Raw genomic sequence first — 15,180 nt, 5'->3', positions numbered from 1 at the left:
CTCCCGCCAGATGGGCCGGACCCGCCATCACGGTGTATGGTCGCACCGTGAGGCGGGTCCGCCGTTTTCCGGCTTCCCTTCATCGGCGCCCCCTCATCGAAGCTCCCTCTCCACGGATCGAACCCATGCAGGTCGAACAACTCGAGATCCTCGACTTCCTCCGCGCCCATCCTCCCTTCGACGAATTGCCGGAAGAGGTGCTGCAGCGTGTGGCGACTGCGGTCGACGTGCGCTACTACAAGGCCGGCGAGCAGATCGTCGAGTTCGGCCAGCCGGCCGAGTACTGGCATGTCGTGCGCAGTGGCGCGGTGGAGGTCTTCCGCCGCAACGGCACGCTGTACAACCGCCTGACTGCAGGCGGTTACTTCGGCGAGTTCGGCCTGCTGCGTCACGGACGCGTGCGTTTCCCGGTGCAGGCGCTGGAAGATACGCTGCTGTACCTGATTCCGCAGCCGGTGTTCCTCGAGCTGTTCGAGAACAACGAGGCCTTTGCCGACCAGGTCGAGATCGAGGACCGCACGCGGCTGCGCCAGGTCATGTCGCGGCGCGAGGACGCCAATGACCTGATGTCGGCCACGGTCGACACCCTGGTCGGCCGGCCAGCCGTCACGCTGGGGAGCGGTGCCAGCGCGCGCGAGGCGGCGCAGCGAATGACCGAGGAAGGGGTGTCCTCGCTGCTGATCGTCGACGACAACCCGCAGGTGCCCGAGTTGCCCCTGCTGTCGGGCATCCTCACCGACCGCGACCTGCGCACCCGTCTGCTTGCGCCAGGCCTTGGATACGACATTCCAGTGGCCGACATCATGACCGCAGACGTGGTCACCGTGGCTCACAACCAGCTGGTGTTCGAAGCCATGCTGGCGATGCTGCGGCACAACGTGCATCACCTGCCGGTGATGAAGAACCAGCGTCCGCTCGGCATCATCGCCCTGTCGGACATCATTCGCTATGAGTCGCGCAACAGCCTGTTCGTGGTCGGGAGCATCTTCCGTGCGCAGTCGGTGGACGAACTCGCCGCGCTGGTGCCGGACGTGCGCGCCTGCTTCGTGCGAATGCTGGGTGAGGATGCCAGCTCGCACATGGTGGGCAGCGCAATGGCCGCGATCGGGCGCAGCTTCAAGCAGCGCCTGCTGGAGCTGGCTGAGGCCGAGCTCGGTGCGCCACCGGTGCCTTACTGCTTCCTTGCGCTCGGGTCGATGGCGCGGCAGGAGCAGCTCATCGTCACCGACCAGGACAATGCGCTGGTGCTCGACAACCGTTTCGACCCCGTCCGTCACGACGTCTATTTCAAGGCGCTCGCCGCCTTCGTCAGCGACGGGCTGGCGCGCTGCGGCTACAGCTATTGCAGTGGCGGCGTGATGGCGACCAACGAGAAATGGCGCCAGCCCTTGCGCGTGTGGGAGCGCACGTTTACCGACTGGATCGAGCGGCCGACGCCAGAGTCGCTCCTCAACGCCGGCATCTTCTTCGACCTCGATGGCGTGTGGGGGCGGGTGGAGTGGGCGGCGCAGCTGCGCGAACTCGTTGCGCGCAAGGCGAAGGGCAACTCGCGCTTCCTCGCCTGCATGGCGCGCAACGCGCTGCTGCGAACGCCGCCGCTGGGTTTTTTCAAGGATTTCGTGGTCGAGTCCGACGGCCGCCACACGCGCGTCATCAACATCAAGCGCCGCGGCACCGCGCCGCTGGCCGACCTGATCCGTGTGCATGCGCTGGCGATCGGTTCGGCGTCGATCAACTCCTTCGAGCGCCTGAAGGACATCATCGACGCCGCCATCCTGCCGCTGGGCCGCGGGCAGGATCTGTACGACGCGCTCGAGTTCATCTCCATGGTGCGCGCCCGCCACCAGGCGGAGTCGCTCGCCGCAGGCGAGGAGCCGGACAACAGCATCGACCCGGAGAAATTGTCGGAATTCGAGCGCAAGAGCCTGCGCGACGCCTTCCTCATCCTGGGCAATGCGCAGAAATTCCTCAAGTACCGCTACCAGCCCGGGCGGGCCAACTGAGGGCGGCCCGATGCTGCATCTGGGGGATCTGAAAGGTGCGCAAGGGCGCGCTCCGCGCAGGCCGGGCGACCCGTCGGGCGCGCTCGACTGGCCGCGGCGTTTCATCGATCTGGCGGCTGGCGCGGGCGACCCGCGGCTGCGGGCCTTCTACGCGTGTGGGGTGCCTTCAGGCGATACGGTGCTGAAGGACGTGCCGATGGTGGCGCTCGACGTCGAGACCACCGGTCTCGACCCGGCGCATGACGAGATCGTCAGCATCGGCGTGGTGCCGATGACGCTCGGCTGCATCGCCTCCAGTGCCTCGCGCTACTGGGTGGTCCGGCCGCGCGCTGAGTTGCAGCCGGAGTCGGTGACGATCCATGCCATCACGCACGCGCAGATCGATACGGCACCCGATCTTGGCGAGATCGTCGATGATCTGCTCGCGACCCTTGCCGGCCGCGCGGTCGTCGTACACTGCCGCGAGATCGAGCGGACGTTCCTCGATCTCGCACTGAAGGCGCGGATTGGCGAAGGGCTGGAATTCCCGGTCATCGACACCATGGCGCTGGAGGCACGGCTGCACCGCCAGCCGGCGCCCGGCCTGCTCGCCCGCCTGTTCGGGCGCAAGCCGGAGCCGGTGTCGATCCGGCTCGCCGATAGCCGCGCGCGCTACCGCCTGCCGCGCTACCGCGCACATCACGCGCTGACCGATGCGCTCGCCACCGCCGAACTGCTGCAGGCGCAGGTGGCGCATCGGTTCTCGCCGGACACGCCGCTGCGCGAATTGTGGCTGTGATTACTCCAGGCCTTGCGAGGACAGGTACTCTTCGTAGGTGCCGCGGTAATCGACGATCTGGTGATCGAGCTTGATCTCGATAATGCGCGTGGCCAGCGAGGACACGAACTCGCGGTCGTGCGAGATGAAGATCAGCGTGCCGTTGAACTTGTCCAGGCCGGTGTTCAGCGACTCGATCGATTCCATGTCGAGGTGGTTGGTCGGTTCGTCCATCAGCAGCACGTTGGGACGCGACAACATCAGCTTGCCGAACAGCATGCGGCCCTGTTCGCCACCGGAGATGACCTTCACCGACTTCTTCACCTCGTCGCCCGAGAACAGCAGGCGGCCGAGCGTGCCGCGCAGCAGGGTCTCGTTGTCCTCGCCGGTGGCCGCGGCGGTGATGCGGGAGTAGGGGGCGATCCAGTCGGTCAGGCTGATGTCCTCGGCGAAGTCGGCCGAGTGGTCCTGCGCGTAGTAGCCCGGCTTCGCCTTCTCCGCCCACTTGATGGCGCCCTTCTGCGGCTGCAGCTCGCCCATCAGCAGCTTCATCAGCGTGGTCTTGCCGACGCCGTTCTCGCCGATGATCGCGACCTTCTCGCCGGCCTCGAGGGCGATCGAGAACTTGTTGATCAGCGGCTTCTCCATGCCCTCGTAGGCGAAACTGATGTTGTCCACCTCGCAGGCCAGGCGGTGCAGCTTGTCCTTCTCGTCGTAGTCGAAGCGGATCCATGGGTACTGGCGGCTGGACGGCTTCACGTCCTCGGGCTTCAGCTTGTCGATCAGCTTCAGGCGGCTGGTGGCCTGCTTGGCCTTGGACTTGTTGGCCGAGAAGCGGCGCACGAAGGCCTGCAGTTCCTGGATCTTGTCCTTGGCGCGGGCGTTGGCCGACGACTGGCGTTCGCGCGCCATCGTCGACGCTTCCATGTAGTCGTCGTAGTTGCCCGGGTAGATGGTGATCGTGCCGTAGTCCAGGTCGGCCATGTGGGTGCAGACCTGGTTCAGGAAGTGGCGGTCGTGCGAGATGATGACCATCGTGCAGTCGCGGTTGTTGAGCACGTCCTCGAGCCAGCGGATGGTGTTGATGTCGAGGTTGTTGGTCGGCTCGTCGAGCAGCAGGATGTCGGGGTTGGCGAACAGCGCCTGGGTCAGCAGCACCCGCAGCTTCCAGCCGGGGGCCACTTCGCTCATCGGGCCGTTGTGCAGTTCGGTGGGGATGCCGACACCGAGCAGCAGCTCGCCCGCGCGCGCTTCCGCCGTGTAGCCGTCGTATTCGCCCACCTTGCCCTCGAGCTCGGCGGCGTGCATGTAGTCGTCCTCAGTGGCATCCGGGTTGGCGTAGATCGCGTCGCGCTCCTTGATCGCCGCCCACAGCTCCTCGTGGCCCATCATCACCACGTCGAGCACGCGCATGTCCTCGTACGCGAACTGGTCCTGGCGCAGGTAGGCCATGCGCTCATGGACGTCCTTGGAGACGTTGCCGGCGGAGGGTTCGAGGATGCCGCACAGGATCTTCATGAAGGTCGACTTGCCGGCCCCGTTGGCCCCGATCAGGCCGTAGCGGTTGCCGTCGCCGAACTTGACGGAGACATTCTCGAACAGGGGCTTGGCCCCGAACTGCATGGTGATGTTGGCTGCGACGAGCACGGAAAATCCTGTTTTTCAGATAAAACAAAGCCTTGCATTATAGCGCAGGCAAGGGCGCTGGTGCCGCGTCGCTGCCTCAGGACTTCGTTTCGAGGCTGTCGTGCTCGCAGCGGTTGCGCCCGCCCTGCTTGGCGCGATACAGGGCACTGTCAGCGCGATTGACCAGGCGCTGGTAGTCGGGATGGCCGTCATGCATGGCCACGCCAAGGCTGACGGTGACGTTGAGTTGCCCGCCGTTCGAGATCAGCAGCGTCTCGGCCGCGATGCGCGTGCGGATCTTCTCCGCCACCCGCATCGCCCGGGTGTGGTCCATCTCGACCAGCACGATCAGGAACTCCTCGCCGCCATAGCGGAACACGAAGTCGCCCGAGCGCACGCTGTTCTGCAGGATCGCGGCGACCTGCTGCAGTACCCGGTCGCCCGCCTGGTGGCCGTGCGCGTCGTTGATGTGCTTGAAGTGGTCGACATCGATCAGCAGCAGCGCGAAGGGCTTGCCTTCGGTGCGGGCGATCTCGCACTCGCGCGCCAGGATCGCAGGCAGGAAGCGGCGGTTCAGCAACTGCGTGAGGGCGTCCTTGCCCGACTCGAGGTCGACGAGGTGCTCGAACATGCTCTCGATCAGGAACTTGAGTTCGCCGACCTCCGCCTGAACCTGCTTGAGGAGGTGCCGTACCTCGTTCATGTTGCCCGCACCGAGCTGCTGCGCACACAGCGGCAGCAGGGTTTCGTCGACCGAGCGCATCAGCGTGCGCACCGCCGTCAGTTCAGATGCGCCACGGAATACGGCCGAAGCCTTGTGCTGCATCCACAGGCCGAAGGACGAACTGCTGACACGCGGCAGTTCGTCGCCGGGCAGGCCGGTCATGACCGCCTGCAGGAAGCGGTTCTCCCAATCCAGCAGGGCCGAGCGCTGGCGCTCGCGTTCGAGCGACATGTTCTGTCCGGATGAAAACGAGCGGTAGGCTTCGTCGATGCGTGCGGTGCGCTCGTGCGAGGCGACGAATGCCGAACTCATGACCTCGAAAGCGAGATCGATGAGACTGTCCACGTAGATCACCGCCTCGACCAGTTCGTCGCGCCCAAGGGGGCTGCGCGCAAGGTGGTTGCCGATCCGGTTCTTCAGCACGCGGGCGCCGCGGGCGACGATATTGACCGGCACGTCCACGCGCGAATGCACTTCACCGACATGGCGCTGCATTGCCATTGCGGTCAGGAACTGCTCGCGCGTTTCGCACGAGAACAGCGTCGTCAGCCAGCGCTGCATGGACGCATGCAGGCGCTCATGCACCACCTCGCTGCTGAGAAAAGTGCGCGCCTCCGGGTCCTGCATCATGCGTTCGTAGAAGGCGTCGGCCATCGCCTCGCGATGGGCCGCGATGATGTCGCGCACGGCAGTGCGTGCGCCGAGCGGCGCCTGGTCGAACAGCGTGAGCCAGTCGTTCTCGATCGTCTCGGTGGTCTCTGGGGGCAGCAGTTTGTACATTTTTATGGTCGACTCGAATCAACCCCGTATTTTGCCATGCAACATCAGCGCATTCTGTTGGATGCAGGGCGTGATCGCCGCCCACAACGTGTCGGGGCCGACCCTGACTGTGGTCGGCCCCGACACCGGAGCAGCGGAATGCGTGGGCACGCCTACTGGCGATAGAGCACCTTGGCATCGGCCAGGCAGCTATCCTTCGCGCTTCCGCTCAGGCTGTCGCAGCGCTCCTTGGCGGCCTTGTAGTTGGCTTCGGCGCGGTCTTCGAGCGTATCCGCCTGCGCCTCCGCCGCCTTGCGCTTGACCTCGGCGTCCGCCATGGCGTGGGTGTGTGCGGCCTCGGCTTCCTTGACGCACACGTCCCTGGCGTTGCCATCCAGGGCGCGGCAGCGTTCCTTGGAAGAGTCGTACTCGAGTTCAGCGCGTTTCTTCGCTGCGTCGTACTGGGCTTCGGCGCGCTTTTCGACCGCCTTGTCGAGGTCCGCGCTGGCCGCCATCGGCAGGGCCAGCATCATCGAGGTCAGAATGGCAGCGTGACGGATCTTCATGTTGATCTCCTTGGTCTGAGGGGGACCGACTTCTGTCGCCGGACCGCGCTGCATGGCGCGATCGATGCGGGCATCGGTGTGAGGCCAGTGTGCCAAGGCGAGCGGCGCCATCCTGTCGGCGTCGCCCGATGCCGATGCAGGACGCCGACGAGATGGCTGTAGTCCGCGTCCGACGGCCCGGTGGCTCCGCTCCTCGCACCGGATGCCAGCCGGATACACTTTTACGCATGCCGATTCCGCGTCAATGGTGTAAAACAATGCGATCGCCGCGCCGCGGCATCTCCTGCATCAGGTTGAATCCATTTGACTTATTCCAGCCCCATCGTCGTTGCCGATGACAACCGCGAGATTGCCGACCTGCTGTCGGAGCTCATCGCGTCGTTCGGTCATGCGGTCCGCACCTGCTATGACGGGCGGCAGGCACGCGCGGCCATCGCGGGGGACTGGCCGCAGCTGGCCGTCCTCGACATCTCGATGCCCGACCTGAACGGCTGCGAGCTGGCACGCTGGGTCAGGGAGCAGGCGGCAGGGCGCGAGATCCGGCTTGTTGCGCTGACCGGTCATTCCGCACCGGATGACTGCGCGCGCATCCTGGCGGCCGGCTTCGACGAAGTCCTGCCCAAGCCTTTTGACATCGATCGCCTGCAGGCGGTGCTCGCCGGGGGCGTCGGCCGATCGGGGAGACTGTCGGCGTGAGCGGCGCCGGGTTCGACGATGCCGCGCAGGCCGCGGCGGACACGACGCTGCTGGCGATCCTTCGCCGCATGGCATCGCCCTTGCGGCATGACCTGGCGGGCGCGCTGCTGATTCCGCGCATGCGCCTGCAGATGATGAGGCGGCAGCTGCAGGGCGATGCGCCGGATCCGGGCAGGATGCTGGGGGCGGTTGACGAAGTGCTGTCCGCGCTCAATGCGCTGCGCGCGGTGCAGATATCGACCATCGGCTGGATCGAGCAGCAGGAGGAGATGTCGCTGAGGCTGGGTGACGCGCTGTCGGCAGCGGTTTCGAGCTTTGGCCTGTCCTTTTCCGAGCGCGGCATTTCCATCGAGCAACTTGGCAGCGATGCGACCGGCTCGGCCTGCTACCCCGCCCAGCCGCTCAGGTTGCTGCTGCAGGCGGGCTTCCTGCTCGCCCTCGATCAGGCCCCGCCGTCCGGACGTCTCGTGGTCGAGTGCGCTGCGGACGGGGACGGCGTGCGTGTGCAGTGGCGCTTCGAGGTCGGTGATGCGAGCGAGACGACGGGTCTGTCGGAAGCCGGCTTGGTACCCGATCGCGACCGCCTGAGCCCGGACGGCGTCACGGCGCTGTGCCGCCGCTTCGACGCGCGCTTCGAACCGCAGTTCGCAGCCGGGACGCTGCATCTCGCTGCGCCGCCTGCGATCTGAGCCTGCTGCGATGGGTGTCGTCTGCATCCTCGTCGTCGACCCTGCTGGCGCGCAAGACGCCCGGCTCCGGGCTTGCCTCGCACAGCCGGGGCGCCACCTGGAGGTTGTCGCGAGCGCGGTCGAAGCGCTTCGCCGCCTGTGCGACGAGTATTTCGCCTTCGTCCTCGCCGATGCGGAGTCGCTGGACATGGATTGCCTGGCGTTCGCACGCCTGCTGCGGCAACAGCCGGAGACCGCCGACCTGCCGCTGGTGCTGCTCGCGCCCGCGGGGTGGGACGGTCCGCGCACCGTGCAGGCCTATCGCAGCGGCGCGACCGAGGTTCTCCATCAGCCGGTCGATCCCGACATCCTCGCGTGCAAGGCGGATGTGCTCGTTGCCCTGTACCACGAGCGGCGGCGGCTCGATGAACTGGCGCAGGCGCTGCGCATGAACGAGATCTTTGCCGCGGTGCTGAGCCATGACCTGCGCAATCCACTGACCGCGGTGGCCACCGGCGCAGAGTTGCTGCTGCGCAACCAGGACCCGCAATTGGTCATGCAGACCGCCGAGCGCATCCGTGTCAGCGGGCAGCGCATGGCGTCGATGGTCGAGCGCCTGCTCGATGCGGCGCGCCTGCGCGCGGGTACCCTCAAGACGCGCTTCGAGCGCGTGGACCTCGGCGCGATCGCGCGCCACATCGTCGACGAATTCAGCGGGCCGGAGCATGCGGGGCGGATCGTGCTGTACACCCATGGCGCGGTCGATCTGGTCGGCGATGCGGGGGCACTCGGGCAAGTGTTGTCCAACCTCATGGGCAATGCGCTCAAGCATGGCGAGAAGGGCCAGGATGTTGTCGTTGAGGTGGATGGGACGGCACCAGACGCGGTCCGCGTTGCGGTGAAGAACGCCGGCTGCATGCAGGCCGGGCTGGGTGCGCGTGCGTTCCGCCCCTTCGTGCGCGGCAGTACGGGGCAGGGCGTGGGGCTCGGGCTGTATATCGTCAGCCAGCTGGTCACCCTGCATGGCGGCCGCGTCGAGCTGCGCAGCGCGCAGGAGATCGGCACCGTGGTCAGCGTCACCCTGCCGCGCGCCGGCGGGGTGTCGGAATCGTCCGACGCGGGTTTCGGAGCGGGCTGATGGGGTGGGCAGGGGGGCTTGCCTAAAGTGGAGCCGTGAGCCGAACAGCGGCACGCACTTCGCAGCAGGCAGCACGCTGCACTCTCAACCCCAAGGAGAACAGCCATGAACAAGGACATCATCGAAGGCAACTGGAAACAGCTCAAGGGCAAGGTCCAGCAGCAGTGGGGCAAGCTCACCGACGACGATTTCGACGTCATCGCGGGCCGTCGCACCGAGCTGGCCGGTCGCGTGCAGGAGCGCTACGGCGTTACCCGTGACGAGGCCGAGAAGCAGGTGAAGGAGTGGGAGAGCCGTCTCTGAGGCTCCCATCCACCGCCGGGCGGTCGCTGCCGCGGCCCGCGCCCGGCGGGTCTTCCGACAAAGGAGAACATCATGCTGCACTACGCTGTCATTTTCTTCGTCATTGCCCTGATCGCCGCCGTGTTCGGGTTCGGCGGCATCGCCGCCGGTGCCGCGGGCATCGCCAAGATCCTGTTCGTCGTGTTCCTGGTGATGGCCGTTGCCAGCTTCCTCATCAATCTCGCCAAGGGACGATGACGCCCGATGCCGTCCCTGCGCCCGCTCGACGCCGGCGCGGGGTGATCGCCGAAGGCCGGTGCCTGGATGGGCAACCGGCCTCTCGGCTATTCTTCAACCGCTGGATCACGAATCGGACTACCGGACATGTTGCGTATCGCCATCGTCGATGATCACCAGATCGTGCGTGCAGGCTTCCGCGAGATGCTTGCCGACGAGCTGGGCTTCGAGTTCCCGTTCGAGGCCGCTTCCGGCGAGGAAGCGTTGCAGGGCCTGCGCCAGCATGCAACCGACGTGCTGCTGCTCGACCTCTCGTTGCCCGGGCAGAGCGGTGTCGACGTGCTGCGCGCCGCGCGCCAGCGCTACGACAAGCTCCGCATCCTGGTGCTGTCCGGCTTTCCCGAGGACCGCTACGCGCTGGCGATGATCCGAAACGGCGCCGATGGCTACCTGTGCAAGGACTGCACGCGTGAGGAGCTGGTGAATGCGATCCGCACGGTGGCCCAGGGGCGCCGCTACCTGTCGCCGCGCACTGCCGAACTGCTGGCGCAGGAACTGACCGGCGGTGGCGCCAGCGCGCCGCACGAGAAACTGTCCGATCGCGAACTGCAGGTCTTCCTGCGGCTTGCACGCGGCGAATCGGTGTCGGACATTGCTGCGCTCCTTCACCTGAGCGTCAAGACGGTCAGCACCTATCGCTCCCGCCTGCTGGAAAAGCTCGACGTGTCGAGCAACGCCGAACTGGCCACCTATGCCCTGCGCCACGGGCTCATCCTGGAATGACCCTTTCTCCCACCATGGCCGAGCCCGCCCCCCGCCCCCTTCGCGTCGTCCTCATCGAAGACTCGCCCATCCTCTGCGCGATGCTGCGGGACATGCTGGCCGAGCTCGACGGCGTCGAGGTCGTTGCCGACGCCGACGACGAACAGGGCGCCCTGGCCGAGCTCGAACAGCATCAGGCCGATGTTGCCATTGTCGATCTGGAGTTGCGCCAGGGGAGCGGGCTGGGCGTGCTCAGCCGCCTGAAGGCCGAGCCTGAGCGCTTCGGCCGGCCGCGGGCGGTGGTGTTCTCCAACTACGGTCACAGTACCGTGCGTGCGCGCTGTAGCGCGCTCGGCGTCGAGCACTTCTTCGACAAATCCTTCCAGATGGACGAGTTGCTCGACTTCATCCAGGCGGCCGTGCCGCGCCACTGACTCCCGCCAGGCGGTGTGAACGCTCATGCCGTGGCCGCGCTCAGCGGCATGCGCGCCTCGATGCGCGTTCCGTGTCCCGGGCGGCTGGCGATGTCGAGACGGCCGGCCAGCATCTGAACACGGTGGGCGATGCCCGCCAGGCCGTGGCGGTTCAGCCGCTCCACCGATGGGTCGAAGCCGATGCCGTCGTCCTCCACCTGCAACACGATCTCGCGCGGCCCGGTTGCGAGTTGCAGGCGCACCTTCGTAGCGCGCGCGTGGCGGCGCACGTTGGTGAGCGCCTCCTGCGCGATGCGGTAGAGCGCCAGTGATACGTCGGCCGGCAGTTCGGGCAGGGTCTCCGGCAGGTCCAGCTCGATCCGGCCCTCGTTCTCGCCCACCATCCCCGACTGCGCCAGCGAGCGCAGCGCCTCGATCAGGCCGAGATCGGCCAGCAGCGGCGGACGCAGGTCGGCGACGACGCGACGCTTGATCGAGATGACCTGGCTCAGCGTATCGAGCAGGCGATCGAAGCGGTCGCGCAGCGGGGCCATGGCGTCAGCCGGCAGCTTGCGCGCGATCCAGCCTGCGTCCAGCTTGGCGGCTGTCAGCAGGGCGCCGAGTTCGTCGTGCAGCTCGCGTGCGATGCGTTCCTGCTCGGCCTCACGCGTGTTGGTCAGGTAGGTGGCCAGGTTGCTCAGGTCCGCCGTGCGCGCCTCCACCTCGGCCTGCAGGCGCGTGTTCTCCGACTGCAGCAGCGCGGCCAGTCGATCGCGCAGGCGGTCCTGGCGGTACAGCAGCACGATGATCGCCAGCAGCAGCACGAGCACGCCCATCCCGAGCACCATGTTTGTGCCGCGGGCTTCGGCAAAACGATCGAACGAGGCCACGATCGTCGCGTTCATCTGTTCCACCGTCTGCGCCCGCAAGCCGAGGATGATGCTGCGGATGTCATCGGTGAGCTCCTTGCCGATCCCGCCGGTCGGACCGTCCGCCTTGGGCAGGGCGCCTTGTTCGAGCGCCTGGGTCATCACCTTCCAGCGTGCCTCGATCAGCAGGGCCAGTTGATCGAGGCTGCTGCGCTGGGCGGCATTTTCCCACTCGCTGGTCTTCAGTGCGGCCAGGGACTTGTCGACAACGGCGCGGCCGTCCTGGTACGAGGTCAGGAACACCGGATTGTTGCTGTTGATGAAGCCCCGCACGCCCGATTCGGCATCGAGTACGTGCACCAGCAGGGTGTCGAGTTGGGCGATACGGCTGGACCGTGCCTGAAGTTGCTGCAAGGCCTCGCGGCTGGTTTCGGACTGTCGCTGTGCGGTCAGGAGCCACACCACGCCCAAGGCCAAGCCGAGCACCAGCACCACCAGGAGCAGCAGGGTGGAGGTGCGGGGCAGGATGGACGACGGACGGGACAAGGCGCTTCTCCGTGACGCGATCGGCAGGCCGGAAGGGACTTTATAGCGGATGTTGCCGATCGATGGGTGGCCAAGGGCGGGGAATGGCTCCTGCAGCGGCGAAATAGGAATTGTCCGACACGGCCTTCCGGAAACGCCGACACACCCGGGCCCCCTGGAGCGGGAGGATGAGGCGAGTGTGCCGCGGGGCGGTTTCCCCGTCGAAGCGACCTGCGACCTTCCCCTAGCCCTGACAGGAGACACCCCCGTGAACAGCGCCATGCTCAAAGGCATCCTCGCCACCGAGGAAGAGCACGTCGATGAACTCGCCGATCTCCTCGAATGAATGCCCCGCGCGCCGGCGGCAGCGCTCGACCAGCGCGCGGTCGCAGCGCGGCCATGCGACCCGATGCGCGTCCCTGGATGGGGCGGCAGGGACGCTCCTGGCCGGGCTGTGCACCGTGCTCCTCGCTGCGTGCAGCAGCGCGCTGCCGGCCGTTCCAGTTGTAGCCACCGCGTCCCCAGGCGCTTCGCCCGTCATGACCACGCCGCTCGAGGGCCGCGACGGCGTGCAGCCGCTGCGCGAAAGTGCACGGCGCCTGCGCGAGGTCCGCGACGAAGGGCGCGCAGCGCAGTTCGAGCGTCACCTCGGATTGCTGCGCGAAGCCGGTGAGACCCTGTCGGCCGGCAACCTGGTCGACCTGCTGGTCGACGGACCCGCCACCTTCGACGCGATGTTCCGCGACCTGGAGGCCGCCCGCCGTCGCATCCTCCTCGAGACCTACATCTTCGAAGGCGAGCACGTCGGCCGTCGCATTGCCGACGTGCTGCTGAGGAAGCGTGCCGAAGGGCTCGACGTGCGCCTGATCTACGACAGCGTGGGTTCGTTCGCGACGCCGGCGGCGTTTTTCGACGAGCTGCGCCAGGCCGGCGTTGCCGTGTGCGAATTCAACCCGGTCAGCCCGCTACGGCGCGCCACCGGCTTCCTGAGCCTGAACCACCGCGACCACCGCAAGGTACTGGTGATCGACGACCGTGTCGCCTTTACCGGCGGCCTCAACGTCAGCAGCGTGTATTCCTCTGCTTCCTTTGGTTCGCGTGGCGGTCGTTCGCGACCGCCCGAGGAAGACGGCTGGCGCGACACGCATGTCCGCATCGAAGGCCCTGCCGTGCGCGAATTCGTCCGTCTTCATGGTGAAACCTGGCGCAAGCAAGGGTGCGAGGGCGAGGCCGGGCCGCTGGCCGACATCGATGCCGCCGCCGTCACGCCCCCCGCGCCCGGTGAGCGCCTCGTCGCTGTCATCGACAGTGCGGCCGACGAAAAGACCAGCCGCTTCTACCGCGTGCTGCTGGCCGCCATCGCCGGGGCGACCGACACCATCCACATCACCATGGCCTACTTCGTGCCCGATCCGCAGCTGCTGCAGGCGCTCAAGGACGCGGCCGCGCGCGGCGTGGAAGTCGTGCTGGTGCTGCCGGGCAGGAGCGATTCTCGCCTGGTGCTGCGCGCCGGCCAGTCGCACTACACCGCGCTGCTGGCGGCGGGCGTGCGCATCTTCGAGCGCCAAGACGCCTTCCTGCACGCCAAGACCGCAGTGATCGACGGCGTGTGGGCGACGGTCGGCTCGTCCAACCTCGACTGGCGCAGTTTCCTGCACAACGACGAACTCAACGCGGTGATCCTCGGCCGCGACTTCGGCCGGTCCATGGAAGACCTGTTCGCGGTCGATCTCGATCATGCCGACGAGCTTGATTCGGCGACGTGGGACCAGCGCGGGATCGGTCGGCGCCTGATCGAGTCCTTCGGGCGTCTGTGGGAATACTGGCTCTGAAACGGCGCGCCGCAGCCCCTGTGACCGGCGCTGCGCGTGAACGCGAAAAAGGGGGATCGCTCCCCCTGTCTCGCGTTTCCTTCGCCGTGCTTACGGGCGGATGGCGATGTCGTTCTTGACCGCCTTCACGCCCGGGGTGCTGCGGGCGATCTCGCCGGCGCGGGTGCGCTCGGCGGCGCTCTTGGCGAAGCCGGAGAGCTGGACGGTGCCCTTCAGCGTTTCGACGCTGATCGACATCGCGCTGACGGTCGGATCCTCGGCGAACTTCGCCTTGACTCGGGTGGTGACGGTGGCGTCATCGACGTACTCGCCCACGGTGGATTGGTCGCGCGTCACGGCGCAGCCGACGGCAGTGAAGGCCAGCAGGCCGGACAGGGCGAGAGTGGCGGCAGTGTGCTTCATGATGGACTCCTGGTGGGTTGCTTGTTGTAGCGGGTCTCCCCGCGAGCGGGATGCAACTCAAATATAGACAGCCGCCCTGCACCGCACTGTCCGACGAAACGGATCCTGCTGTAGGACGATTCTGTCAGCGCGGCGGCCTCCGGACCCCGGTGGCGTGGGCCAAGTCGGGTCTAGCCGGTTCACGCAAAAACGGCCGGGTCGTTTCCGACCCGGCCGCAACCGATGCAGTGAGGGGAGCGAGGGGAGTCGCTTCCCCCAGCACCGGAGGGAGGAGACTTACTTCTCGCCCTTGGCCTTTTCAGTGGCCTCGGTTTCCCAGAGATTGGCAGCCACGTCGACCTTGGTCGACTTGCGGCTTGTCTTGTCGAAATCGACCTTCACCTCGTAGCTGTAGTCGCCCTTGACCACTTCCATTTCCAGATGATCGGCGTCGCTGTCATTGACCGAGGTGACCGTGTAGCCCATCTTCTCGAGCGCCGGACGATAGTAGTTGCGGTCCTGGCCGGTGCCGAGTGCCTGTTCCAGGCGCGCCTTCTCGTCGGCTGACAGCTTGCCGCGCTCGCCGGCCTTCTCGGCGGTGACCGCGCGTTTCTGCGGGGCATCCGCAGCCGTACCGGCGGCGAACGCGGCGGGGGTGAGTGCAAGGCTGCCGACCAGGGCGGCGAGGGCGAGCTTGTTGGTGTTGAGGATCTTCATTGTCGTGATCTCCTTGAGGTGGTTTCGGCTCCGGGGCGCAACGCGCTGGAGTCCTTGTTCATCAGCCGTTTCGTCTGGCTGCGGAGACCATGGTATGCAGGGGCCTTGGGCGGGTCTGTTGGACAAGGTCTGATCCGCGCGTCGGACGACGCTGACGCGCGCTGCAGGGCGATGCCGGCGCCATCCTGCCGAACGTCGTCCGGCAAGCCGTCGAAGGCTTGCGGC

Annotated in this window: 16 protein-coding genes; 10 read left to right on the top strand and 6 right to left on the bottom strand. The window is 66.8% G+C overall.

Annotation, left to right across the window (positions count from 1 at the left end):
• Positions 1-125 precede the first annotated feature (125 nt).
• Entirely contained in the window at positions 126-2,003 is a 1,878-nt protein-coding gene (locus tag CGK74_RS04220) for a DUF294 nucleotidyltransferase-like domain-containing protein (RefSeq protein WP_094267237.1), read from the top strand.
• Between the two features lie 10 nt (positions 2,004-2,013).
• Complete coding sequence (locus CGK74_RS04215) at positions 2,014-2,781, top strand: 3'-5' exonuclease (RefSeq protein WP_094267236.1); 768 nt, start codon at positions 2,014-2,016, stop codon at positions 2,779-2,781.
• Here the strand turns inward: CGK74_RS04215 and CGK74_RS04210 are convergent, their stop codons facing one another.
• The 3 genes from CGK74_RS04210 to CGK74_RS04200 form a co-directional block, all read right to left on the bottom strand.
• On the bottom strand, positions 2,782-4,407 hold the full coding sequence (locus tag CGK74_RS04210; RefSeq protein ID WP_094267235.1) for an ABC-F family ATPase: 1,626 nt from the start codon (positions 4,405-4,407) through the stop codon (positions 2,782-2,784). It abuts the gene before it with no gap.
• Between the two features lie 76 nt (positions 4,408-4,483).
• On the bottom strand, positions 4,484-5,890 hold the full coding sequence (locus CGK74_RS04205) for a diguanylate cyclase (RefSeq protein ID WP_094267234.1): 1,407 nt from the start codon (positions 5,888-5,890) through the stop codon (positions 4,484-4,486).
• A gap of 152 nt (positions 5,891-6,042) precedes the next feature.
• The gene (locus CGK74_RS04200; RefSeq protein WP_094267446.1) at positions 6,043-6,435 is read right to left on the bottom strand and encodes a hypothetical protein; all 393 of its coding nucleotides are present in this window, start codon (positions 6,433-6,435) and stop codon (positions 6,043-6,045) included.
• Between the two features lie 303 nt (positions 6,436-6,738).
• Here CGK74_RS04200 and CGK74_RS04195 point away from each other — a divergent pair, with 303 nt between their 5' ends.
• The 7 genes from CGK74_RS04195 (at position 6,739) to CGK74_RS04165 (ending at position 10,652) form a co-directional block, all read left to right on the top strand.
• Positions 6,739-7,131, top strand: coding sequence for a response regulator (locus CGK74_RS04195; RefSeq protein ID WP_165770037.1), 393 nt, complete (start codon positions 6,739-6,741; stop codon positions 7,129-7,131).
• Positions 7,128-7,820, top strand: coding sequence for a hypothetical protein (locus CGK74_RS04190; RefSeq protein ID WP_094267232.1), 693 nt, complete (start codon positions 7,128-7,130; stop codon positions 7,818-7,820). The genes CGK74_RS04195 and CGK74_RS04190 overlap by 4 nt, the downstream gene beginning before the upstream one ends.
• Before the next feature lie 10 nt (positions 7,821-7,830).
• The gene (locus CGK74_RS04185; RefSeq protein ID WP_094267231.1) at positions 7,831-8,937 is read left to right on the top strand and encodes a sensor histidine kinase; all 1,107 of its coding nucleotides are present in this window, start codon (positions 7,831-7,833) and stop codon (positions 8,935-8,937) included.
• 105 nt (positions 8,938-9,042) lie between these two features.
• A complete protein-coding gene (locus CGK74_RS04180) occupies positions 9,043-9,240 on the top strand; it encodes a CsbD family protein (protein ID WP_094267230.1) in 198 nt (65 codons plus the stop codon).
• A gap of 72 nt (positions 9,241-9,312) precedes the next feature.
• A complete protein-coding gene (locus CGK74_RS04175) occupies positions 9,313-9,477 on the top strand; it encodes a DUF1328 domain-containing protein (RefSeq protein ID WP_094267229.1) in 165 nt (54 codons plus the stop codon).
• A gap of 126 nt (positions 9,478-9,603) precedes the next feature.
• A complete protein-coding gene (locus tag CGK74_RS04170) occupies positions 9,604-10,239 on the top strand; it encodes a response regulator (RefSeq protein ID WP_094267228.1) in 636 nt (211 codons plus the stop codon).
• A gap of 14 nt (positions 10,240-10,253) precedes the next feature.
• Positions 10,254-10,652 carry a response regulator gene (locus CGK74_RS04165; RefSeq protein WP_094267227.1) on the top strand — a complete coding sequence of 133 codons (399 nt, stop codon included), beginning with the start codon at positions 10,254-10,256 and terminating at the stop codon, positions 10,650-10,652.
• Between the two features lie 23 nt (positions 10,653-10,675).
• On the opposite strand, the gene CGK74_RS04160 is transcribed toward CGK74_RS04165, so the two are convergent.
• Positions 10,676-12,046 carry a CHASE3 domain-containing protein gene (locus CGK74_RS04160; RefSeq protein WP_094267226.1) on the bottom strand — a complete coding sequence of 457 codons (1,371 nt, stop codon included), beginning with the start codon at positions 12,044-12,046 and terminating at the stop codon, positions 10,676-10,678.
• Between the two features lie 518 nt (positions 12,047-12,564).
• Between CGK74_RS04160 and CGK74_RS04150 the strand changes: the two genes are divergently transcribed.
• Positions 12,565-13,857 carry a phospholipase D-like domain-containing protein gene (locus CGK74_RS04150; RefSeq protein ID WP_206186173.1) on the top strand — a complete coding sequence of 431 codons (1,293 nt, stop codon included), beginning with the start codon at positions 12,565-12,567 and terminating at the stop codon, positions 13,855-13,857.
• A 90-nt stretch (positions 13,858-13,947) separates the two neighbouring features.
• Here the strand turns inward: CGK74_RS04150 and CGK74_RS04145 are convergent, their stop codons facing one another.
• Together CGK74_RS04145 and CGK74_RS04140 are read right to left on the bottom strand one after the other, a co-directional pair.
• Positions 13,948-14,259 (bottom strand): BON domain-containing protein, encoded by a 312-nt coding sequence (locus CGK74_RS04145; protein ID WP_094267223.1) that lies wholly within the window; start codon positions 14,257-14,259, stop codon positions 13,948-13,950.
• A 276-nt stretch (positions 14,260-14,535) separates the two neighbouring features.
• Positions 14,536-14,955 (bottom strand): hypothetical protein, encoded by a 420-nt coding sequence (locus CGK74_RS04140; RefSeq protein ID WP_094267222.1) that lies wholly within the window; start codon positions 14,953-14,955, stop codon positions 14,536-14,538.
• Between the last annotated feature and the right edge of the window lie 225 nt (positions 14,956-15,180).

The organism is Thauera propionica (assembly GCF_002245655.1).
GTDB classification, from domain to species: Bacteria; Pseudomonadota; Gammaproteobacteria; order Burkholderiales; family Rhodocyclaceae; genus Thauera; species Thauera propionica.
Note: the sequence above shows the minus strand (reverse complement) of the source record. Positions and strands in the feature narration are given on the sequence as shown.

What these genes read in the sequence shown, in the direction of transcription:
- CGK74_RS04180 (WP_094267230.1), top strand. Translation starts at nt 9,043, where the DNA reads ATGAACAAGGACATCATCGAAGGCAACTGGAAACAGCTCAAGGGCAAG.
- CGK74_RS04175 (WP_094267229.1), top strand. Translation starts at nt 9,313, where the DNA reads ATGCTGCACTACGCTGTCATTTTCTTCGTCATTGCCCTGATCGCCGCC.
- CGK74_RS04205 (WP_094267234.1), bottom strand. Translation starts at nt 5,890, where the DNA reads ATGTACAAACTGCTGCCCCCAGAGACCACCGAGACGATCGAGAACGAC.
- CGK74_RS04185 (WP_094267231.1), top strand. Translation starts at nt 7,831, where the DNA reads ATGGGTGTCGTCTGCATCCTCGTCGTCGACCCTGCTGGCGCGCAAGAC.
- CGK74_RS04200 (WP_094267446.1), bottom strand. Translation starts at nt 6,435, where the DNA reads ATGAAGATCCGTCACGCTGCCATTCTGACCTCGATGATGCTGGCCCTG.
- CGK74_RS04165 (WP_094267227.1), top strand. Translation starts at nt 10,254, where the DNA reads ATGGCCGAGCCCGCCCCCCGCCCCCTTCGCGTCGTCCTCATCGAAGAC.
- CGK74_RS04150 (WP_206186173.1), top strand. Translation starts at nt 12,565, where the DNA reads ATGACCACGCCGCTCGAGGGCCGCGACGGCGTGCAGCCGCTGCGCGAA.
- CGK74_RS04145 (WP_094267223.1), bottom strand. Translation starts at nt 14,259, where the DNA reads ATGAAGCACACTGCCGCCACTCTCGCCCTGTCCGGCCTGCTGGCCTTC.
- CGK74_RS04140 (WP_094267222.1), bottom strand. Translation starts at nt 14,955, where the DNA reads ATGAAGATCCTCAACACCAACAAGCTCGCCCTCGCCGCCCTGGTCGGC.
- CGK74_RS04215 (WP_094267236.1), top strand. Translation starts at nt 2,014, where the DNA reads ATGCTGCATCTGGGGGATCTGAAAGGTGCGCAAGGGCGCGCTCCGCGC.
- CGK74_RS04220 (WP_094267237.1), top strand. Translation starts at nt 126, where the DNA reads ATGCAGGTCGAACAACTCGAGATCCTCGACTTCCTCCGCGCCCATCCT.
- CGK74_RS04170 (WP_094267228.1), top strand. Translation starts at nt 9,604, where the DNA reads ATGTTGCGTATCGCCATCGTCGATGATCACCAGATCGTGCGTGCAGGC.